Source organism: Longibacter salinarum (assembly GCF_002554795.1).
Classification (GTDB): domain Bacteria; phylum Bacteroidota; class Rhodothermia; order Rhodothermales; family Salinibacteraceae; genus Longibacter; species Longibacter salinarum.
Genome location: NZ_PDEQ01000004.1, coordinates 260095 through 280563 on the forward strand (window position 1 = coordinate 260095; position 20469 = coordinate 280563).

Below are 20469 nucleotides of genomic sequence, written 5' to 3' on the forward strand. Positions count from 1 at the left end.
TATGAATATAGTTTTTGATGCTGTGACCTCGCTCTCTGCCTCCGGAGGGTCCGGCACCCTTTCAACAAAAACGAACCGCCCTTCCCCCAAGCGAGGAACGGCGATTCGACCCACCTGGTGAGCGGCGACGTTGTTGATCAATCCGTTGCGTCGCGATAAAATGTCTCGACGTTATCCGTGAACTGCCGTAGCGATGGCATGTGCACATACATCATGTGTCCGGACTCGTAGTAGCTCACGCTTACATTGTCACGATACTTCGCACCGAGCCCCATGTGGTCCAGTACGTAGTCGGTCGCGAAATATGGCGTTGCTACATCGTAGTACCCGCTGGCGACATGGACGCGGAGCGCAGGGTTTTTGTGGATCGCCTGCCGCAATGGCTCAGCCACATCAAGGTACTGGTTCTCGAAGGTCTCATAGTTCCACGGCCATACCCGTCCGGTCAGAATCTCGTAGGGAAGGTCCGTTTCGAAACCCAGTTCACCCCGCACGTAGCTGTTCAGCGTGGCGGTGTACGGACCAAGGATCGCCACGTAGCTCGGGTCAAACTCCGGTCCGGCTCCGACGTCAAGACGATCCTGCGCCGTGAACCGGCTGTCCAGGCGTCCCACCGTCTGCCCCTCGTCACGTAGCAACTCTTTATAGAAGTGGCGATCCACGACGCGCAAGTTGGCGTCATCGATAAACTCGCGCGATAGGCCCGTGTACTGATGCAGCCGATCGATCACACGCTCCCGCTCGGCATCCGGTAACGCATCCCCCTGCATAAGTGCAACCGTGTAATCGGTCGTGGCCCACTGTTCGACCTCGTCTAGAAACGTTCGGAGGTCTCGCCCCTGCTGGTCAGCGGGAAGCGCGCCGTGGTAGTGAGCTGTGGCAGCGTAGGTCGGCAGGAAAAGCGGGTACACCAGGTCGTTTCCGCGATCGAATGCATTCGCCTGGTAGTTCAGGACAGCCGAGACAAGAACAATTCCATTGAGGTACATGCCGTGACGATCCTGTAGTGCCGACGCGAGGCCCGCTGCGCGAACCGTGCCGTAGCTCTCACCGGCGAGAAACTTCGGCGATGACCACCGGTCGTTTCGCGTGGTATACAGCCGAATGAATCGCGACACCGACTCGATGTCTCCTTCGAAACCGTGAAAGCGGTCTTCGTCAACCGCTGACGTTGATCGGCTATATCCGGTCGTCACCGGATCGATGAACACGAGGTCCGTAAAGTCGAGCCAGGTCTGACCGTTGTCAACAAGTTCGTACGGCGGAGAGAGAACGTTTGTCGAATCGGAAACAACCGGCACGCGACGAGGGCCGAGAGCGCCAAGATGTAGCCAGACAGAGGACGAACCGGGGCCGCCGTTGAAAGCAAACGTGATCGGTCGATCTTCCTGATCCGTGCCTGCCTTCCGATAGGCGACGTAGAACATTTTCGCCTGAACGGTACCATCTTCCGCACGAAGCGGCAGATAACCGGCGTCTGCCGTATACCTGATCGTTTCCCCGTCGACCTCTACCGTGTGCTCGGTGGTTATAACCGTGTCAGGATATAACTCTGGCCCTCCGGTGGTATCAGGCGCCTGAGCCATCGAAAAGCCGACAGTGGTGCCATAGAGGCAGAACACGGTCAGAAACGAAAGATAGAGACGCAAACGCTCCAATCGTTCAGCGGTCACGGACATAGCGAGGAGAGAGAGGGCAAGTTGAAGCGAAGAGGGCCTAAACATAGGCGGCGCGACGTCGGAGAACAACACTCTCCAGCGCCGCGCCGCCATAGCTTTCACACGATGCATCAACGGATAACGCCCCGTTTCGGGTCGTCATCCACCTCCGCCCGGCATGAATCATCCGGGTGGTCCGCCTCCGGGCGGGTTGGTTGGTGGCTTTCCGCCACCTGGCGGATCACCCGGTGGTTTTCCCGGAGGTATATTCGGGGGCTTTCCCGCGTCTGGTGGCTTTCCCTGGCCGGGTGGCGGCCCATTTCCTGCGCCTGCGCCATCTGCAGCGGCTGGCAAGTCTGCGACCCGTCCCTGGTACAATCCGCGGAGTACGTCGGTCGCCGGCACACCCTGGGCAATCGCCTGAGCCACTCCCTGCGTCAGTGCCGGCATAGGCTGGCGTGTCTGAGCCTGAGCCCGCTGAAGAGCAGCCGGAAGCTGTCCGACCTCATCAGCAGAGTATCCGGCGGAAAGCGCCGAAGCAACAAGATTGCGGGCAAGAGTGCGATCCTGACTGGCATCCGGCATCTCGGCCATTGCACGAACGGCTGCTGCAACCTCGCGTGTTGATGGGGCTGCAGCCTGGGGGCCGCGACGATCGGCAATGGTAGGGACTTCCGCGAGCAGTTTTTCAACATCGCCCATTTTTAATCCCTGTTGACGAGCATGTGCACTGCTTACGATCAGCTGGTCACGACCGGACGGGCTTGCGTCACGCAATCTGGACTGAACGTCCGACTGGCGCAGCCACGCATCGATCATCGGGCCTGTCTCTCGGATGTGTGAAGCCAATCCACTGACGACAGAACGGACGCGCGACGCGGGCACGCGCTTGGCAAGCCCTTCGAGAGTCTTGTTGAGGATGGGGGAAGCAGGCAGGCCGGATTCCGCCAGTTCGACCGCCGGTGTAAGCAAGTCGACCACGGTCTGGGGGGATGCACCATTCAACTGTGCACGTTTGGCAACATTGCGGAGCAATTCACCATCCGCGCCGGCTGCCTCACCTCGTTCCACGACCGACGTCACGGGCGCAGGGAGCGTCTCCTGTGCCACAGCCGAAGACGAACCGGCCACGCAGAACACCGCGCCACACAGGACGGCCATCCATAATGTCACCGAGCGGGGAAGGGGCATGAAGGGTAATGAGGGCGTGATGGGGGTCACCAATTCGCTATGGAATGACACAGACTCCATTCTCTCCACCAAATGCATCATTCGTCGTTGGCACACCGGACGGTAGGGTCATCCAAGAAGGAGACGAGTTGGAGTCGTCGGGGTTACTTCCGGTCTCTCGCACCTCCTTCGGGGAATGATGAATTCGGTACTCAAAGCGCCCGGTCGGTAGGGGCAGTGTCACGGTGTACATGTCACCCTGTGGCTGCGTCCGACTAAGACCGACACCTGGAAGCTCCCAGCCGTTGAAGTCCCCGGTGATGTAGGGTCGTCCGTCTCCCTCGTATCGGACCCGGAACCGAGCGCCCCCCTCCACCGACAAACAGTAGAGTTCTGCCGTGTCCTTACGGCGATGGGACTCCGTTGCATCGTACAGTGTCGTGCGCCACCGGTATCGAAGACCGAGGGCGACGCGACGATCACGCACGTCCGTGTTATTGACATCTCCTATCATTCCCTGGCCTGCAGCAAACAACTCTACGGACGGCGTCGCCTGCCAGTCTACGCCGATGTGAGCACGACCAATGAGGTCTACTTGCTCTCTGGGTGTTGTCGTATTCAGTTCGGTAAACAGTCGCTCCGCTGTTCCACGAACGGTGGCGGTTACCGTCGGCGACAGGAGGAGCCGGACGCCAATAGATCCGCCCGTTCCGCCATACGACGCGGCTGACGTGCCTGCCCGTCCGTCACTCACATAGATACGAGCCGTACCGCGAATGTTGTCTGTCAGCCAAGATTGCAGCGACAGCGTGCCGAGAGCACTCGTCTGCTTTTGCGCTGGGTCGAACGTGCGTACCATCCGCCGACTGAGCCCGCCGGCAAGGGTGATGGTCGTGTACTTCAGTGGGGCCCAACGGACGCTCGACATCAGCCACCCGGTATCTCGCGAGGCGTTTAGCTGGTAGCGTTGTATGCCACCCTGAATGCCCACGCGCCAACGCGACGACAACAGCCGATACGCACCCATGCCTCCCTGAGCGAACTGCGGGTTGGGAGTCTCGGTGCGGCGGGGATACAGACGAGTTCGGGCAAACGCTTGGACCTGCCACTGCGGCGTGTCCCAGGTAATCGCACCGATCGGCGTGATGGAAGCGAACCGTGGATCCGCGGTCGGATCCCACTCTCCCAGTAGTGGGTCGAGATAAGGATTCGACTGCGCACCCGCTTCGGCATCGGCACCGACCGTTGTATACAACACCTGGGCACGCGCGTCGAGGCAGGTGGACCACAGCAGGAGGCCCAGGCCAAGAAGCGCGTAGCGCATCTACGAATTTAGAGTTTGAGTACGGCATTCTGAGCCCCAAATCCGTCGTCTCGTTGAATCGGTGCGAGCGGGTCGGTCACCCACGTCTCACCGTTAATAACAAACTGGTATTCGTGCTCACCACGTCCGACGGGTACGAGGCCGGTCCAGATGGTCTGGCCCCGTACCGTACGGGATGAAAGCGGGATAGGCTCCCACTTGCTGAAATCCCCGGCCACAGCCACGGATTCGGCATCGGCAGCACTGTAGACGAAGCGCATCCAGACGACCGACCCGTCATCGGATACCGCGGTGGCCTGCGGACCATTGGGTGCGGACGTGGATGGTCCACTTGCTATCGCCGTGGAGGGCTCACCCTCCGGCACGACGGAACCGTTCCCATCGCCCACCTGCCAGACAAGAACGCCGAGTGCCGCGGCCACAAGCAGTGCTACGACCGGTCGCACCGTCAGCGTAAGCGGTACAGTGAGCGGGCGAAGCCAATCTTGCAGTCGGGCGACCACACCGGAATCTGCGACGTCATCGGCCGCGGGAACGGTCGCGTTGGCGGTTGCTTCCGACATCTCGATCGCCGCCATGACATTGTCTGCAAACCCAGCGGGTGGGGACGTGGATGAGGAGCGAGCTGCTTCTCCAGACCACTGAAGTTCAAACCGTAACACGCTTCGTGCTTCTTCGTCTTCCGCGATTGCGTGGAGAGCATCCGTTTCTTCATCCGTCGAGAGATCCCCATCAATCAGCCGCTGCACGAGGTTGTCGGCCGGAGACCGAAACTCGTGCCCGTTCGAGTAGGCGGTGTTGTCGTGTTCTGAAGCTTGATCGTTCATGTCAGATAAACCGTCACGGTGAAAGTGACATCCGCAGGCCGATCGCGGCGTCCGCGATGACCCGTCTACGTTTAGATACTCTTATTCCGGGCGGATAGCGTCCAGATCTTCGTTCTCGAGAACCGTCCGCAGCTTCTTACGGGCTCGATGAACGCGAACTTTCAGGGCGCTCACGGAAACGTCGAGACGCTTCGACATCGCTTTGTACGTCATGCCATCTCGATACTTCATCAGGAAAGGGACGGAGTACGTCGGAGTTAGCGTGTCGAGCGCCCTCCACAGCGCCTCTCCCTTCTCCTCCCGTTCAAGTTTGGAATCTTGCCGCTCGAGCGGGTTCGGTGTGCTGTCCTGATCCGCCGCTTCCGTTCGGCTGAACGGAAACGTCTGCCGTCGGATGTTTTTTGCGTAATCCCGACAACGGTTCAGAGCAATGCCATATAGCCATGATGCAAATCGGTCCGGGTTTCGCAGGTCATCTATTCGGTTGTAGGCCCGCATGAACACTTCCTGCGCCAAGTCGGCTGCGTCGTCTTCGTCGCTGGCGTACCGATACGTCAACTCATACACCATCCCCTCATACCGTTCAAGCAGTGGTCGGAATGCGGACGAATCCCCGTCTCGCACCCTCTGTACGTATGTCCCGTCAGAAACGTCATCGGGCATGATGGATCTATTTCGATGGATCGGCTCCCCCGAACGGCGTGGGGAAAGGTCAGGCGCAGAGTCGAAAGAGACTGGTATAGAAAATATAGCGCTCTCTCAGTAAAATACGTTCAGCAATACCTGCAAGTGGACGAGCCGTAGAAAAATGGGTTACACGCACGAAGGCACACGCACATCGATGTGAACCCGGGAGGGACGGATGACATCTCGAAACGTGTCATGGTCGCGCTGGGCACAACACGTAACCCAACACGCAAAAAAGACGCCCGAACGCAATCCTGCGTCCGAGCGCCGACAAAAAGCAGAATGGATGCAACGCCTCACGCGAGTTGTTTCGCGGCGTGTTTCAGAGCGTCCACATAGTTCGTCTTCTCCCACGGGAAGGTATCACGACCGAAGTGTCCGTACGCGGCCGTCTTACGATACATTGGACGCATAAGGTCGAGTCGATCGATGATGGCCGTCGGCGAGAGCTCGAAGTGATCACGCACCAGGTTGGTGAGCTGGTCATCGGTGAGCTTACCGGTCCCGTTCGTATTTACATCGATGGAGACGGGCTCGGCAACGCCGATCGCGTATGCAACCTGGACGAGGGCTTCGTCGCAGAGGTCGGCGGCCACGAGATTTTTCGCTACGTGCCGCGCGGCATACGTCGCGCTGCGGTCGACCTTCGACGGATCCTTGCCGCTGAACGCGCCACCGCCGTGGGCGCCTTTTCCACCGTAGGTGTCGACGATGATTTTGCGTCCGGTCAGACCCGTATCGCCGTGCGGACCGCCAATGACGAACCGTCCGGTGGGGTTGACGTGCAAAATCACATCGTCATCCAGCATGTCATCCGCAATGACACGAGGAAGCAAGTGCTCGCGGATGTCGCGTTTGATCTCGGACTGCGAGACGCCTTCGTCATGCTGCGTCGAGACGACGATCGTGTGAACGCGGCGAGGCGTACGACGATCGTCATCGTATTCCACTGTAACCTGGCTCTTCGAATCCGGCCGCAGGTACGGCATCAGGTCCGTCTCCTTGCGAATGTGAGCCAGTTCCCTCACGAGTCGATGCGCATACATGATCGCCATCGGCATCAACACGTCGGTCTCGCGGTTTGCGTACCCGAACATGAGTCCCTGATCCCCGGCGCCCTGCTCGGACGTCCCGTCCACACCCTGGCTGATGTCCGGGCTCTGCTCGTGAATGCTACTCAGCACGCCACAGGAATCCGCATCGAACCGGAGGCGCGGATCGGTATAGCCGATGTCGCGGATCACTTCGCGTGCGATCTCGCGGACGTCGGCATACGCATCCGTCGACACCTCTCCGCTGAGAACGACCAGTCCGGTCGTAACCATCGTCTCGACGGCTACGCGGCTTTTCGGGTCGTCGGAGAGAAGGGCGTCGAGGATAGCATCCGAAATCTGGTCGGCAACCTTGTCGGGGTGTCCCTCCGACACGGATTCACTTGTAAAGAGGTAAGCCATGAAACGGGCAGGCAGCTCGTGGGGTGGAAACGATCCCGCCGACCCCAGACCGGAGTGGCAGGAAAAAGAAATTGTTGCGAACGGATAAAAACCGTACGGCCCATTAGTATACGAATCAGCGACCCTCATTCCCATGACCGTGATCGGAAGATTTGCGAAAAGCCCGTTTAGTATCCCGGCTTTCCCGTCAGATGGGCGAAAGGGACCCTCGCGCTCGGGGCAATGAGGAGATGCGGACCCCATATCGAATAGCTCCTGAAGCCGGGGATGTCTTTTTGCGCGACCATTTTGCAACATATGGTTCACAAAGACGTGGCGGCATGCGAAGTCCCCGTCAAACGAGAAGCAGGAATTGATTCTCGCAACTCCGGAACGTACGTTTCAACGTTTGAATGCCCGGGGTGGCCTATTTATCCGCCGGCGTGATCCCAGAACTACGCTCATTTTGAGCCTGCGATCTTGCGTTTGCGGCCACCACCCCACCCCTTTTTCGCACCAGGACACCCATTAGCCAGCAAGAGGCTGCCACGTTATGGCCAACGACATCAAATCCACCGTCAAAGGTATCATCGTCGAGAAACTCGGCGTTGACGAGTCTGATGTTACGCGGGAGGCATCGTTCACCAACGACCTCGGCGCAGACTCGCTCGACACCGTCGAGCTCATCATGGAATTCGAGAAAGAGTTCGATCTGACGATCCCCGACGAGGAGGCGGAAAAGATTGCAACGGTCGGTGATGCCATCGACTACCTCGAAGAGAAGTCTGCGTAACAGACGTCTCTAAGGCCGGCTTCCCGGCGAGCCACGCCCTTTGGCGATCGTGCTCGCCGGGTTCGTTGTATTCGGCCCTGATGCACGACTTCGTTCGGCGTCTCCTCGAGCACGTGTCGCGCCTTGCCGGCCGACATCTCAGGCGAGGAGACGCCCGGTTCGTGCGTTCATTTCTTGAGCCTGCCCCTGCATCGTTGTAAGCAGGTTACCTATTCTACTGTCCGGAGCATCATGCTCCGCCGCGCCCGTCCGGGTTGCGAGCCCCATCGTTACGTGTATCGGTTCGACCTTCCGACTCCCTCCCATGAATCACACTGAACGTAGAGTTGTCATCACCGGAATGGGCGCACTCACGCCGATTGGTACCACGGTGTCCTCATTCTGGGATGCTCTGCTAAACGGTACGAGTGGCGCTGCCCCCATCGAGTCGTTCGATACCGAAGGCATGCGCGTGACGTTCGCCGCGGAGCTCAAGGACTTCGATCCGGCAGACTATCTCGGCGCCAAACAGGTGCGACGGATGGATCCCTTTTGCCAATACGCGCTCATCGCGGCCGACCAGGCTGTCGAGGACGCGGGGATCGATCCCGACGAGATGAGTCAGGAAGAAAAAGACCGGGTCGGTGTCATTTACGGCAGCGGCATCGGCGGAATGCAGACGTTTTACGAACAAGCGAACTACTTCCAGGAAAACGACGAGAAGCGTACCTCGCCGTTCTTCATTCCGATGCTCATTCCAGACATCGCGAGTGGCCAGATTGCCATGCGGTTCGGCTTCCGAGGCCCCAACCACGCGATCGTCTCTGCCTGCGCAACTGGCAACCATAACATCGGAGATGCTGTCCGACGCATTCAGAGCGGCGAAATGGACGCGTGTGTCGCTGGTGGTACGGATGCCTGCGTAACCCGCCTGGGTATCACCGGATTCGCGAGCATGCGCGCACTCTCAACGCGAAACGATGACCCCGCAGTCGCATCTCGCCCATTCGATGCAAACCGTGACGGGTTCGTCATGGGCGAAGGAGCTGGTGCGCTATACCTGGAGTCCCTCGAAAGCGCAAAAGCCCGGGGGGCCAACATCTACGGTGAAATCATCGGGATGGGCGCATCCGCCGACGCCCACCATCTCACAGCACCGGATCCCGAGGGCGGGGGCGTTCGCCTGGCTCTCAACCGCGTGCTTGACCATGCCGGCCTGAATCCGGAGGACATCGATTACGTGAACGCCCACGGCACGTCGACGCCCCTCGGTGACGTCGCAGAAACGAAGGCGCTCAAACAGGTCTTTGGCGAAGCCGCGCATAAGCTCAACGTGTCGTCCACCAAGAGCATGACCGGTCACCTGCTCGGTGCAGCCGGTGCAGTGGAGGCCATCGCAACGATCCTTGCGACGAAGCATGACATCGTCCCTCCGACGATCAACTTCGACACGCCGGATCCGGACTGCGACCTCAACTACACCTTCAATGAACCGCAAGAACGCTCGGTCGACGTTGCCCTCTCGAACGCCTTTGGCTTCGGCGGGCACAATACCTCTGTTGCCTTCAAGAAGTTTGAAGGCTAGAGCGGACCAGATATCGGTTGCCCCACTCCTCGTGGGACCTCCTCGGTAGCGTGCGGATCCCACCGGATTGCAGCACGCTACCGAAACATTATTTCCCCGACAATCTCGCGTCCGAGCGCGTCATTGAGCCGCTCTCTCCAGGCTCGGCGGTTCATATGAAGCTCCTGCCGCCATGCCGCCGAGGAGATCTTAACGAACAGCGTATCTCCCTTCATCCAGGCGGATTCCGTCATCGCGTTCACGCGGTCTCCCGCAATCGTAGCCCACGTCTCAACAACACGGGCCTCATCGATCTTCTCGCGCATTCCCAGGCGGTCAATCACCTCCTTGAGGACATCGCCGAGCGGTTCTGGACTGTCGGTAGGCATGAGGAAAAATCAGTCTCGGGGGAAGAGAGGCATTTGAGAGTGTGAACGCGGTCGCCGCCATGGCGTTCAGTCGAGCGGTCCCTTCTCGTTACCTCTGGACGCCACGAAGCGGCTGTGTCATCGGCCCCGGTCCCTTAGATCCTTTGGTCAGCTATTGACTTGGCGGACCCGGATCGTTGGAACCCTGACCTTTCGTCCATTTCGAGATCTCTGCCCTTTCCGTACGCATGACGCGTCTATCCCTCGGCTCTTCTGCCTGTCGGCTCGTTGTCCCTCTCGCCCTTCTGGTGATTCTGGGTCTGTCCTCCCCGCTCAGAGCACAGTCCGTCACGAACGACGGTGCCCATGGAGCCCATGTTGCCGAGGGGGACACCGTCCAACTCTCGCTGGCCGAATCGGTGCAGCGATCCCTCGACGTGAGTCCAGAGGTCAACATCGAGCGCGCTGGTCAGGACTTCGCCCGGGCCCGCCTCGGGGAGGCGCGTCAGAACCGCTACCTGACGTCGTTCTCTGCGAATACCGCGCACTCAATCGCCCCGAGCCTCGACATCCCGCAGGGCACCACGCAGCCGCCCAGCTCCTACTACCTTGAGCCGCGCGTCGTCAATGACTGGACGGTGGATGCCCTCCAGCCGTTCAACCGCTTCGAAGTCCGGGCGCAACAGCCCATCTACACGGCGGGTGAACTGGGCGGCAGCATCCGCGCTGCGCGTCATGGGGTGGACGTCGAGAAAGCAAGCGTCGACCTCAAACGGCTGGAAGTCGCCCGACGGACCGGAGACATCTACTACTCGCTCCTCCTTGCCGAAGCACTGAAGCGCCTGGCTGACGACACCGGGGAGGTCGTGGATCGGGCCAAGCGGGAAGTTCAGCGCCTGCTGGATGAGGGCGACGAGGACGTTGACCAGGCCGATCTGTTCGAGGTTCGCCTCACGGAGGAAGAGTACAAACGGCGTCTTGTGGAAATTCGTGAACGGCTCGAGACGGCACGCTCCGCTCTCCGGCGCCAGCTCTTTTTGCCGGACGATGTTGTGATCCAGACCACCGACCGTCGTCTCAACCCGGTCGACTTCGAGGTCCACCCTGACTCGCTGGCGTACTACCTCGCCCTCGGTATCGAGAATCGCCCCGAACTCGACAAAGCCAACGCTGGAATCGAAGCGCGCAAAGCCCTTGTCGATGTCGAGCGGTCGGACTACTTCCCCAAACTGGGCTTCCAGGCAACGTACGCATATACGTATACTCCGAATCGCCCGAACCAACGGAGTGCCTACATCAACGACTCCTACAATGGAAATTCCACACGGACGGGCATTGGCATTCAGATGAACCTCGACTTCTTCCAGACGCGGGAGCGCGTTGAGCAGGCCCGCGCGGAGCTCAACGAGGTTCGCTACCAGAAGGAGGCCGCCGCTCAACTTGTCCGCTTTGAGGTCGAGGAGGCCTATCGGAACGTAATCATTCAGAAAACGAACCTGGAATCGCGGGACGAGTCCCTGCAGATCACGGAGGAGTGGCTTCGGAATGAACAGATCAACTTTGATCTCGACTTCGGAAACACGGAGAACCTGGTCAAGGCTGTTCGTGCCAATTTGGAGGCTGAGGCTCGGTATTTTGAAGCGGTGAAAGCGTACAATACGGCCGTCCTCAAGCTGCTGGACGCCACCGGAACGCTGACCACCGACCTGGAACGGGACATCTTTTCGGAAACGGAATAAGTTCAGGGGCAACGTTCAGGGTTCAGGGTTCAGGGTTCAAGGTTCAGGGTTCAGGGGGGTACGCCTCGGATACGTGAGTAAGAGACCACCTGGCCACAGAGGATGTTATTCACCGGCGTGCCGAATACCCTGTACGGAATGTCTACCGAGACATTGACAAAATAAGCGTCACACGGCCGTGCGACGCTTGATTCCTTCGAAAATGGACGGAGGGCCGAGCATCGAATTGAACCCGGCAGAGACGAATCTGGATTTTCCTGAGGTATTCCCGATGTTGTCGTGACGACAGGGTTCAGGGCTAGCAACCGGACCGTTTTGATTTCAAACCGGAATATCTCCGGATGTCATCGAAAAACGGACCTTTTGCGTCCCGGCAACCAAGTGTCATTATCGAACATGACGCACTCTCACACTACCATACCCACATCCTCCCATGCATTTCGGAGCCGCCGCGACGGGAAACGCTGAAATGACACACGCTCTTGTGAACGTGTCCGGTAGGTAGGGTTCAAGGTTCTTGGGGGTCGTTCGGGTATACGAAACACGTTCCCCCGCGCGTTGTCATTGATGCCCGTGTGACTTTTCCCCGCCGGCGTGCGGCTACATGGGCGACGGACACAGAGGCCCTGTGCCGCACCCGTTTCGCCACCCTCGTTCCAAGTGTCGCTTCCTGACTATGCGTACCTCGTTCCTCCACCGTTCGCTGTCCATCCTTGCCTTGCTGCTGGGCTTGACCCTCGCGCTGTCCTCCTCGCCGGCCCACGCCCAGGATGCCGCCGAACAGGAGATTCGCTCGATGCTAGAGTCGCGCGATCAACAGATCAAGTCCATTCTGGATGGCGACACATCGGCCTTTTCCGACCAGCAGCGGGAAGAACTAAAAACGCTAATCAACGGCGTCATCGACTTTCGAGCCATGGGTCAGGTCGCCCTCGGCCCGTTCTGGAGCGACCTCTCCGATGATCAGAAGAACGAGTTTGTCGATGTCTTCCGTGACATCGTGCGCGCTCAGTCGTTGGCTGACCTGGAGGTATACAATTCGAAGGTCACCTACGAAAAGATTAACGTTGAAGAAGACAGCGCGTACGTCCAAACCCTGACAGAGTACGAAGGCACCGAAACGCCCGTTGTCTACGATCTGCAAAAGCAGAATGACACGTGGGTGGCGCAGGACATCATCCTCGACGGCGTCAGCACCGCCGAGAGCTACGCGCGCTCATTCCAGACCGTCGTGCGCAAGCGAGGATTCGATGCGCTTATGACGAGCCTGAAGAAGAAACGAGACAAGGTCACGTCGGCTCGATAACCGATATCACATCGACGATTCTGGCGGTCGCCGGGGTGGATTCACTCTGCCCCGGCGACTTGTGCTTTTAGCGGAATTTGACGGTGGTTCCTCTCCCGTTGTTTGTTGTTATACAACGGTGCGTGCGCTTTCGACTGCTTTCGCCTTCCCCCTCCTCCGATGCCTGCCTCTCCTACTTCTTCTGCCAACGCCCCGACCGAAGGCTACGTCTTTCACAGTTACGGGGGCGAAAAGTACGCACAGCACGCGGTTGTCTCCGTGCAAACGCTCCGGCGGTACGACGACCACCGCCCCGTTGCACTCTTTTGCCCGGAGCCACACCGGGAGATGCTGGAGCGGTACGGTGCCGACCAGTTTTTTCAGCACATCGAGCCGCTCCCGCCGGAGCATCGGTCGATCGTTGGCTTTAAGCATCATCTCCACAAGTTCAAGATCTTCGACCGTTCCCTCTTCGTGGATGCGGACATGATCTGGTGCCGCGACCCGGATCCGCTGTGGACGCAACTTAGCGCATTTCCGTTCACGGGAACGGGCCTGATGCGCGCCGACCACTTCTTCGGGGGGCCCAAAGGGGCTGGAGTGATTCTCGATATGCTTCTCCGCCGACGCCGCAGCACGCTCCGCCACTTCGGGCTGACGAACCTCCCACGCGTCCAGGCGGGAATGATCTATGCGCAGGACGACGACACAACCCGAGCTGTATCCGAGACCGCGGCCGACTTCCTCGCGCGTTCGGACGAAACACACTTTCGCAGCCGACTAAACGAGGGTCGCAGCGAAGAGACGTGCGAGTGGAGCATCGCCATGGCGATGAGCAAGCTGGAGCTCGCGGTCTTTCCATGGCTGCAGGGTCGAAACAGTCCCCAGCTTGATTATATCGACGGCCTGACGACGCACGACCCGGACTTCCAGAACGTCAGCTGTACGTTCTACACGACGCCGTTCATCTACAACCTCCGTGGCCTACCCTCGCGCGGACTACGCGACTTCCTCTTTGGGCTGGCGAATCAGCTTCCCGGACTCGGAGATCGTATGGAAGTCACCCCGTTTGTCGTTCACTTCGGATGGTTGCACCAGAAGCAGCCCTTTTACGACTTTGCTGACCGCACGTGGAAGCACATCTTGGACGACCGGTCTACGCCAAGACTTAAACAACAATCAGCGGACCCGGGAGCGTGAAGCTCTCGCTCGAACCCCGTTTGTAGGTGCTCGTCTCCCGTTTTAGACCGTCGCATCACGTGCGAGTAAAAAGGTGGATGACGAGGGAAGCAGATATGTTTGTCTGTACCCACGTGATCGCGAACAGAAGTGTCGTGATCGCGGCCGGGCTGAACACGGCCATCAGGCTCGCCACGGGCAGCGGGATGCGTGTGACCACGCGAACATCCCGTAACACACGCACCGTTGCCCACACGGCCGACACAGCGCCCAGAGCGGCCAGAATCCCTGCGGTCTGCGGACTCCCGGTTGTCCCGTTCGACACCATGACGAGAGCGACTCCCATCCATAGCAGGGCGGGCCAGCAGGGCCATATGACCAGCATCATGACCTGATCGGTGCGGAGGGTCTTCCAGTTCCGCACGGCAAGACCGATCATAACACTCCAGACCAGTAGCATCACGATCACACCTCCCGCCACGAATGCTCCGGTCGTAATCGGCTGCGAAATATACGAGCCCAATCGCTGACCGAGATCGGGCCCGAGGGCATCGATGAAGCGTTCAGCGACCATCGTTGGAGCGAGAACGTCCACGATGACCGCTGCAATCACCCCCGTCGCCACACCGACGACCAATAGCATAAGCCAACTGACCAGCGAGACGGTATCGCGCCCTTCGCGGACACTATCCGTGTAGAAACCATGCGCCATGAAGTAGCGCCCGACTGCCCTGCGAAAAAGCGGTCGACGTGCGTACAGCAGCGCGAACCCAATCAGCAGAAACCAGCCGAAAAGAACGGCCCACGGAGCCTCAGGGCTCGGAGCCGATCCGGAGGGAAAGGCAAAAACCCGTTGCTCTCCCCGGTAGATTCCGCGGACAACGGTAGCTGCGGGCCGCGGGTCGCCGTTCGCCGCGTGCAACCCGTACCTGCGCCCCAAAGGATTCTTCTCGTCTGCCCACCGGTACACGAAAATCGTCGGCGAGAGCTCGGAGAAGGCTTGTGCGTCCGAAGCAGGGGTATCGCCCGGTTCACTCCACTCGAAAGCGTCGGAGCGCTCCGGAATCCACTGGTTCAGCACCATCTCGAGCCAACGAGCCTGGGCCTGCGAAGAATGCGGAATGTTCAACCCGGATGCGGAATCCGGAGCAACCCACGTTCCGGCTGCACCGATAGCTACTGGTGTATCCGTCGATGCGCTCCACGCCCTGTGCCGCTCCACCGGATTTTCTACACCTCGAACATCGAGCAGAACGCCATCCACCGCGCCCGCACACTGATCTTCCTCGGGCCGGAAGGGGCTGATGTAGTACCGAGCTACGTCGGGCGCACGATTACGGAGCTCGACAGCGAGACGTTCGAGAGCTGCGCACGTCTTCGAGACCGATGTGTCCAGACTTTTACCAAGACCGACCGCCACGAGAGCACGATGCTGCCGCGCGAGCTGGGCAATACGGTCGAGCGTCGGCCCAAGCGAATCGGTGGCAACGTCAATCTGTGCTGCACTCTCATAAGCGAGGGGCAGATCGAGAGCCACCGAGACACCGAGCGATTCCGCATGTGCGAGAACGGCTGCAGCGCTTCGCTCTTTCCCGGGCAAGAACCACGGAGCCGCCGACACCCGGACGGTCGTAATGCCCGATTCTGCGATACGATCGAGTTCGAATCGAGCCGCTCGATCAACATCGGGTACCTCCCAAACCACACCGCGTCCACCAGAAAAAAAGGATTGAGCACCGACGGATTCTCCTGGCGTCTCCGATTGCCCGTACGCGGTGGGCACGCTGGCCAGCGCAAGTAATCCCGCCAGCAGAACACCGATCCAGTCAATACGTCGTTGATGTTGCTCGAATGACGATAGGAGAAGCGGGGCGAACATTGATGAGGTCAGAAGGGGACAGGACGAGGGACCTGAAGCAAGCGAAGGGGGCCTGCGGACACGTACGCCTAACGTAGTCATCAGCAGTGCGGTATGCACACTGTTGACCGGCACAAAACCGCCACGTGGATCGGGTTGAATTCAATCATTAAACCATTCGACCGCATATCGACTTGCCATATCGCTCCTTTTTTGTATTTTCATCCTGTCATCACGAAAGGGATGACCGTTATCACGATACTTTCTCGCTATCACTAGTACGGCGGGTCGCTGGAATTTTCTCAGCCCCAACGTATTCCCCTCACCTAGAATTACAGACCTCAGACATGAAACGCTTTTCGTTTGCTACTCTCTTTGTTGCCCTCCTCTTTCTGGCCATCCCATCGCAGGATGCGCACGCGCAGGTGAAACTTGGCCCCCGCGCCGTCCTGTCCGTTGGTGACATTTCTGACGCAGGCGGCGACTTCGGTATCGGTGCCGACGTTCGCTTCCTCGCCGGCGACCTGCCCGTGACGTTTAATGGCGCATTCGACTACTACTTCGTCGATGATGAATTCGACCAGGGTCTTTCTATTTTCACGGTCGACTTCAACGCTCTCTACATGTTCGGTATCGATAACCAGGCCTTTACCCCGTATGCCGGTGGCGGCCTGGGCATTACCCGCCTCTCTGCTGATGAGCAGTCCGTCCCCGGTGGTGGGACGTTCGATCCGAGCACAACGGAGGTAAACCTCAACATCATCGGCGGCGCAGAATTCCCGCTCGAGCAGTTCACGCCCTTCGTCCAGGCACAGTTCGGTGTCGGTGGCGACGTGGACCGCTTCAACATTGCTGGAGGGCTGCTCTTCAACCTCTAAGTCCGATCGGTTCCGATCATTCACCTAACGTCGGTGAATGGACACCGATACCAGGTTGATGTTGAGCCCGCTGCTCCTTCGGGAGTGGCGGGCTTTTTTTGTTTGACCGCGCCGTTAGGGCGACGGAAATCTGATCGGCCCTAGTTCGTGACATTCTGGTTGAACGACAACGTCTTTGAACAATGGCTAACCGAGGGCGCAGGACCACAGTCCTGGAACAGCCACTTGCCGTCTGACCCACTGTCTTCCGCCAGACCGGCTCAGACACTTTCCAGCGTGACGGCGATGTCAAACCGCATGATACATCTCCGCTTCGTTCAGAGCGATCCTCACATAGAAAACGGGACACAGCCGCCGAGGCCGCGTCCCGCTTTCGTACGTGGTTTCGAAATGGGCGTCGAACTTATGCCTCTTCGTCCTCAGGCTTTAAAAATGCTATGGTCGCGCCCCACGAACTGGCGTCCTTCGCGGTTTCGTAGCGAGTCACTGCGTCGGTTCGGTCCAGAATCGCATGTACGCTTCGCCGCAATTGCCCGGTGCCCTTCCCGTGGATGATGCGTACGCGCAGGATGTCTTTCTCTCGGCAGACGCGAAGATACTCCGGCACCAGTTCCCCAATGTCCGACGGCTCAAAGACGTGGAGGTCCAGTACGCCGTCGACCGGGTACTCCTGCGGGTCAGGCTCCATGACAACGGTCTTAGTTTCGCGGGTAGGGCGGCGTCATCGGAAGGTCAAAGTGCTCGGCTACGTCGTAGTAGTCCGCCCAGTCCACCTCCGGGTACGCTTCCTGGAGGGCGTCGAGCTTGGATACGCCCTCGGCAGACGCGGCCTTGCTGGCGGACGTAAACGGATCTCCCTCCATGACGACGACGCGCACGTCGCGGTCAACGGCAAAGTCGAGGGCGCTCGGCTTCGACCCTTCGTAGAAGATCTGCACCAGGTCGACGTCAAACGCAAAACCGAACGTCAGCGTGTACTCTCCAACGCTCGACTGGTCCTCACCGTACGTGTACGGCATCGCCGTGAGCGTATTGTTGGACTCGAAGTAGTAGCACATCACGAGACCGTTCGTCAGCACATTAGATGTGATCTCCGGTGCATCGTAATTATCGAAAAGAACCAGCCCGTCCGGCCCCACCTGCGCTGACTCCACATCAAAGATCACGTCGAAACTCGACACGGCGACGCCGGCCGGTCCTTCGGGGCCGGGAGGACCCATGGGGCCCGGAGGACCCACGGGACCTTCATCACATCCCAGCGTCAGGAATACGAGAGCGAGGAATGAGGCGAAAAGCGAAACTCGAGAACGAATCATCATCACGGAGAGAAGTTAGTGAGTCGGGCAGCCGGTCATACGAAATAAAAAGTGACCTGCACGCGGAAGCCGCGCATCGTTGGTTCACTAAAATAGACGCATCAACCAGCCGAAACGTAACGGGTACCCGACTCCGTCTTTTATTCGTCTCCGTTCGTTTCCTCGTGCTCTTCCCCGTAAATCTTGATGACGATATTGCCGTCCGCGTCCACGTACCCCCGATACATTCCCGGCGTATTGAACGGCATGGCGATATTGCCCTCGGCGTCCAGCGCGATCACGCCGCCGCTCCCCCCTTCACCGATCGCGGGTAGCTCCTCCATCACGACCTCGTCCGCCGCTTCCTGCAACGACTTACCGCCGTACCGCATGCGTGCCGCAATATCATGTGTGACCACACCACGGATAAAGTATTCGCCGTGACCCGTCGCGGACACACCGCATGTCTCATTGTGCGCGTACGTACCCGCACCAATAATTGGAGAGTCGCCCACACGGCCCCAGCGCTTGTTCGTCATCCCGCCTGTCGACGTGCCGGCGGAAATTGTACCCGTCCGGTCGAGCGCAACGGCCCCTACAGTTCCGAACTTGCTGACGTCCGGTGCATCCGATGCCCCCGTCGGACCGCCATCCTCGCTCCCGGCATCCACATCGCTATCCTTGTTCTCGGGTTCGTCAAGCTGCGTTTCCTCGCGGGACAGTGCATTCCGTAGCTGCTGACGGCGTCGTTCGGTGTAAAAGTACTCGTTCTCAACCGGATCGAATCCCTGTTGCCGAGCAAATGCTTCTGCTCCCTCTCCAGACATCATCACGTGCTCCGAATGCTCGAGGATCGCACGCGCCAGCCGGATTGGATTCCGGACAGTCGACACGCCCGTGAGCGCCCCGGCAGCACGCGTGCCGCCATGCATGATCGACGCATCGTGCTCGACCGTACCCTCGTGCGTGAATACCGCGCCGCGCCCCGCGTTGAAAAGCGGTGAGTCCTCCAGTAACACAAGCGTCTCCACCACAGCATCCAGGCTACTCCCGTCATTTTCGAGAACGTCGTAGCCAGATTCGAGCGCAGATCGGAGGGCGGCGCGAATGTCCTCCTCCTTCTCTGGCGTCATATTCTCGGGAAGGATCGTTCCTGCCCCTCCGTGCACCACAATAGCGATGGGTGCGTCGCTCGGAGACATAGAGTCAGCGTCGTCAGTGTTCTGAGCCAAGGAGGGGTTGGCGGAAAGGGTGAGTACAATACAGACCGCCAATGCGATCGTACAGATAGCGCGCGTAGATGAAATCATTTCTAAGACAATATCACAGATTGGAGTCGTTGGCTTCCGCGCTACAACGTAGGGGAGCGTGACAGAAATCGCTAAACCTGTCTCAGGTTTGTCGCTTACCGTCATAACGGCGGGTGCAATGTGATGTTAGCATGCAGAGCCGACGAAATGGCAGAGGAATTAGGTGTTTTCACAACCATTTTCGTCGGAACCATTCACGATGTCCGCTCTGGACTGTATTTTGCGATACAATAAAGCAGTGAGTGAGAACGTTAGGGAACATGTGGCCCGGTGCCTGATTCGTAACAAATTGCGTTTGCGTTTCGGTCAGGCATCTACCAGATTGGTACTCACGGTCACAGGTTGTCGACCATCAGTTTTTCAGCAGCAATACAGCGTACGGTATACATGGCGAAGGACAAAGCGGAAATCGTAACCCAGAAAACCCAGGACAAGTCGGCGTTTAGCCAGTACGAGGCCCTGCAGGAAATGAGCGACGAGGATCTGATGTCGCAGTTCCAGGCCGGTACGGTAGAGGCGTTTAATATCCTGGTCGAGCGGTACTCGGACCGCCTCATGCAGTACCTGTACCGTTTCCTCGGTGATATGAAACGGTGCGAGGACCTACTGCAGGAGACGTTCCTCCGGGTTCACCGCAACCGGCACTCGTACCGGCGGATTGCGAAGTTTTCGACGTGGCTCTACACCATTGCCGGAAACCTGGCCCGCTCGGAATACCGCAAGCGGAAGCGCCGTCGGATGCAATCCATCCAGTCGGTGAACCGCGACAACGAGGAGTACGAGATGGAAATCCCGGATGAGTCGTTCTCCCCGGACAAGCACGCGGAGAGCACCATTCAGGACCACTACATTCAGGAAGCGATGAACGAGATTCCGCCCGCTTTCCGTGAGGTGGTCGTTCTTCGGGATATCCAGCAGCTCGCCTATGACGAGATCGCTGAGATTACGGGACTGCCCATGGGTACGGTGAAGAGCCGGATCAACCGTGGCCGGACCAAGCTCCAGGCCCTGCTCAAGGACGTCTACCCGTTCGAGTCGCAGTCCTGAGCTTGACGCAACCCAGACCGGAGTACCGTTCTTCGCCGAACGACGCTCGACGCCGAGCTCCACAGGGGCTCGGCG

18 protein-coding genes are annotated in these 20469 nt (G+C 59.0%); 7 read left to right on the forward strand and 11 right to left on the reverse strand.

Going from position 1 to position 20469, the window contains the following annotated elements:
- Window positions 1–137: 137 nt before the first annotated feature.
- The 6 genes from CRI94_RS09415 to metK form a co-directional block, all read right to left on the reverse strand.
- Window positions 138–1724, reverse strand: coding sequence for a S10 family peptidase (locus CRI94_RS09415; protein ID WP_218919372.1), 1587 nt, complete (start codon window positions 1722–1724; stop codon window positions 138–140).
- Between the two features lie 117 nt (window positions 1725–1841).
- Entirely contained in the window at window positions 1842–2849 is a 1008-nt protein-coding gene (locus CRI94_RS17675) for a hypothetical protein (RefSeq protein WP_179862231.1), read from the reverse strand.
- 37 nt (window positions 2850–2886) lie between these two features.
- Window positions 2887–4152 carry a glycogen-binding domain-containing protein gene (locus CRI94_RS09425; protein ID WP_098075446.1) on the reverse strand — a complete coding sequence of 422 codons (1266 nt, stop codon included), beginning with the start codon at window positions 4150–4152 and terminating at the stop codon, window positions 2887–2889.
- Window positions 4153–4160: 8 nt separating this feature from the next.
- On the reverse strand, window positions 4161–4979 hold the full coding sequence (locus CRI94_RS09430; RefSeq protein WP_098075447.1) for an early set domain-containing protein: 819 nt from the start codon (window positions 4977–4979) through the stop codon (window positions 4161–4163).
- A gap of 81 nt (window positions 4980–5060) precedes the next feature.
- A complete protein-coding gene (locus CRI94_RS09435; protein ID WP_098075448.1) occupies window positions 5061–5642 on the reverse strand; it encodes an RNA polymerase sigma factor in 582 nt (193 codons plus the stop codon).
- A gap of 320 nt (window positions 5643–5962) precedes the next feature.
- Window positions 5963–7120, reverse strand: a complete 1158-nt coding sequence (gene metK, locus CRI94_RS09440; RefSeq protein ID WP_098075449.1) for a methionine adenosyltransferase — start codon at window positions 7118–7120, stop codon at window positions 5963–5965.
- Window positions 7121–7652: 532 nt separating this feature from the next.
- Between metK and CRI94_RS09445 the strand changes: the two genes are divergently transcribed.
- Together CRI94_RS09445 and fabF are read left to right on the forward strand one after the other, a co-directional pair.
- On the forward strand, window positions 7653–7892 hold the full coding sequence (locus CRI94_RS09445; protein WP_098075450.1) for an acyl carrier protein: 240 nt from the start codon (window positions 7653–7655) through the stop codon (window positions 7890–7892).
- A gap of 304 nt (window positions 7893–8196) precedes the next feature.
- The gene (fabF, locus tag CRI94_RS09450) at window positions 8197–9456 is read left to right on the forward strand and encodes a beta-ketoacyl-ACP synthase II (RefSeq protein WP_098075451.1); all 1260 of its coding nucleotides are present in this window, start codon (window positions 8197–8199) and stop codon (window positions 9454–9456) included.
- A 77-nt stretch (window positions 9457–9533) separates the two neighbouring features.
- Here the strand turns inward: fabF and CRI94_RS09455 are convergent, their stop codons facing one another.
- Window positions 9534–9824, reverse strand: coding sequence for a DciA family protein (locus CRI94_RS09455; protein WP_098075452.1), 291 nt, complete (start codon window positions 9822–9824; stop codon window positions 9534–9536).
- Window positions 9825–10051: 227 nt separating this feature from the next.
- Between CRI94_RS09455 and CRI94_RS09460 the strand changes: the two genes are divergently transcribed.
- The 3 genes from CRI94_RS09460 (at window position 10052) to CRI94_RS09470 (ending at window position 14027) form a co-directional block, all read left to right on the forward strand.
- Entirely contained in the window at window positions 10052–11542 is a 1491-nt protein-coding gene (locus CRI94_RS09460) for a TolC family protein (RefSeq protein ID WP_098075453.1), read from the forward strand.
- A gap of 676 nt (window positions 11543–12218) precedes the next feature.
- Window positions 12219–12848, forward strand: coding sequence for an MlaC/ttg2D family ABC transporter substrate-binding protein (locus CRI94_RS09465; protein ID WP_245846148.1), 630 nt, complete (start codon window positions 12219–12221; stop codon window positions 12846–12848).
- Window positions 12849–13007: 159 nt separating this feature from the next.
- On the forward strand, window positions 13008–14027 hold the full coding sequence (locus CRI94_RS09470) for a glycosyltransferase family protein (RefSeq protein WP_098075454.1): 1020 nt from the start codon (window positions 13008–13010) through the stop codon (window positions 14025–14027).
- Between the two features lie 55 nt (window positions 14028–14082).
- Here the strand turns inward: CRI94_RS09470 and CRI94_RS09475 are convergent, their stop codons facing one another.
- The gene (locus CRI94_RS09475; RefSeq protein WP_098075455.1) at window positions 14083–15885 is read right to left on the reverse strand and encodes a hypothetical protein; all 1803 of its coding nucleotides are present in this window, start codon (window positions 15883–15885) and stop codon (window positions 14083–14085) included.
- A gap of 326 nt (window positions 15886–16211) precedes the next feature.
- On the opposite strand from CRI94_RS09475, the gene CRI94_RS09480 reads away from it, so the two are divergent.
- A complete protein-coding gene (locus CRI94_RS09480; RefSeq protein WP_098075456.1) occupies window positions 16212–16742 on the forward strand; it encodes an outer membrane protein in 531 nt (176 codons plus the stop codon).
- Between the two features lie 403 nt (window positions 16743–17145).
- Here CRI94_RS09480 and CRI94_RS09485 read toward each other — a convergent pair whose 3' ends face one another.
- The 3 genes from CRI94_RS09485 to CRI94_RS09495 all read right to left on the reverse strand — a co-directional run bounded on the left by CRI94_RS09485 (window position 17146) and on the right by CRI94_RS09495 (window position 19239).
- Window positions 17146–17430: a Smr/MutS family protein gene (locus CRI94_RS09485; RefSeq protein WP_098075457.1), complete on the reverse strand. Its 285-nt coding sequence runs from the start codon at window positions 17428–17430 to the stop codon at window positions 17146–17148.
- A 10-nt stretch (window positions 17431–17440) separates the two neighbouring features.
- Window positions 17441–18061, reverse strand: coding sequence for a hypothetical protein (locus CRI94_RS09490; protein WP_098075458.1), 621 nt, complete (start codon window positions 18059–18061; stop codon window positions 17441–17443).
- A 137-nt stretch (window positions 18062–18198) separates the two neighbouring features.
- Window positions 18199–19239: an isoaspartyl peptidase/L-asparaginase family protein gene (locus CRI94_RS09495; protein ID WP_218919373.1), complete on the reverse strand. Its 1041-nt coding sequence runs from the start codon at window positions 19237–19239 to the stop codon at window positions 18199–18201.
- Between the two features lie 495 nt (window positions 19240–19734).
- On the opposite strand from CRI94_RS09495, the gene CRI94_RS09500 reads away from it, so the two are divergent.
- On the forward strand, window positions 19735–20394 hold the full coding sequence (locus tag CRI94_RS09500; protein ID WP_218919374.1) for an RNA polymerase sigma factor: 660 nt from the start codon (window positions 19735–19737) through the stop codon (window positions 20392–20394).
- Window positions 20395–20469: the final 75 nt, after the last annotated feature.

Bases quoted from the DNA above. Each gene is read 5' to 3' on its own strand.
- CRI94_RS09415 (WP_218919372.1), bottom strand. From the start codon at position 1,724: ATGTTTAGGCCCTCTTCGCTTCAACTTGCCCTCTCTCTCCTCGCTATG.
- CRI94_RS09425 (WP_098075446.1), bottom strand. From the start codon at position 4,152: ATGCGCTACGCGCTTCTTGGCCTGGGCCTCCTGCTGTGGTCCACCTGC.
- CRI94_RS09455 (WP_098075452.1), bottom strand. From the start codon at position 9,824: ATGCCTACCGACAGTCCAGAACCGCTCGGCGATGTCCTCAAGGAGGTG.
- CRI94_RS09485 (WP_098075457.1), bottom strand. From the start codon at position 17,430: ATGGAGCCTGACCCGCAGGAGTACCCGGTCGACGGCGTACTGGACCTC.
- metK (WP_098075449.1), bottom strand. From the start codon at position 7,120: ATGGCTTACCTCTTTACAAGTGAATCCGTGTCGGAGGGACACCCCGAC.
- CRI94_RS09470 (WP_098075454.1), top strand. From the start codon at position 13,008: ATGCCTGCCTCTCCTACTTCTTCTGCCAACGCCCCGACCGAAGGCTAC.
- fabF (WP_098075451.1), top strand. From the start codon at position 8,197: ATGAATCACACTGAACGTAGAGTTGTCATCACCGGAATGGGCGCACTC.
- CRI94_RS09445 (WP_098075450.1), top strand. From the start codon at position 7,653: ATGGCCAACGACATCAAATCCACCGTCAAAGGTATCATCGTCGAGAAA.
- CRI94_RS09460 (WP_098075453.1), top strand. From the start codon at position 10,052: ATGACGCGTCTATCCCTCGGCTCTTCTGCCTGTCGGCTCGTTGTCCCT.
- CRI94_RS09490 (WP_098075458.1), bottom strand. From the start codon at position 18,061: ATGATGATTCGTTCTCGAGTTTCGCTTTTCGCCTCATTCCTCGCTCTC.
- CRI94_RS17675 (WP_179862231.1), bottom strand. From the start codon at position 2,849: ATGCCCCTTCCCCGCTCGGTGACATTATGGATGGCCGTCCTGTGTGGC.
- CRI94_RS09435 (WP_098075448.1), bottom strand. From the start codon at position 5,642: ATGCCCGATGACGTTTCTGACGGGACATACGTACAGAGGGTGCGAGAC.
- CRI94_RS09475 (WP_098075455.1), bottom strand. From the start codon at position 15,885: ATGTTCGCCCCGCTTCTCCTATCGTCATTCGAGCAACATCAACGACGT.
- CRI94_RS09465 (WP_245846148.1), top strand. From the start codon at position 12,219: ATGCGTACCTCGTTCCTCCACCGTTCGCTGTCCATCCTTGCCTTGCTG.
- CRI94_RS09430 (WP_098075447.1), bottom strand. From the start codon at position 4,979: ATGAACGATCAAGCTTCAGAACACGACAACACCGCCTACTCGAACGGG.
- CRI94_RS09480 (WP_098075456.1), top strand. From the start codon at position 16,212: ATGAAACGCTTTTCGTTTGCTACTCTCTTTGTTGCCCTCCTCTTTCTG.
- CRI94_RS09495 (WP_218919373.1), bottom strand. From the start codon at position 19,239: ATGTCTCCGAGCGACGCACCCATCGCTATTGTGGTGCACGGAGGGGCA.
- CRI94_RS09500 (WP_218919374.1), top strand. From the start codon at position 19,735: ATGGCGAAGGACAAAGCGGAAATCGTAACCCAGAAAACCCAGGACAAG.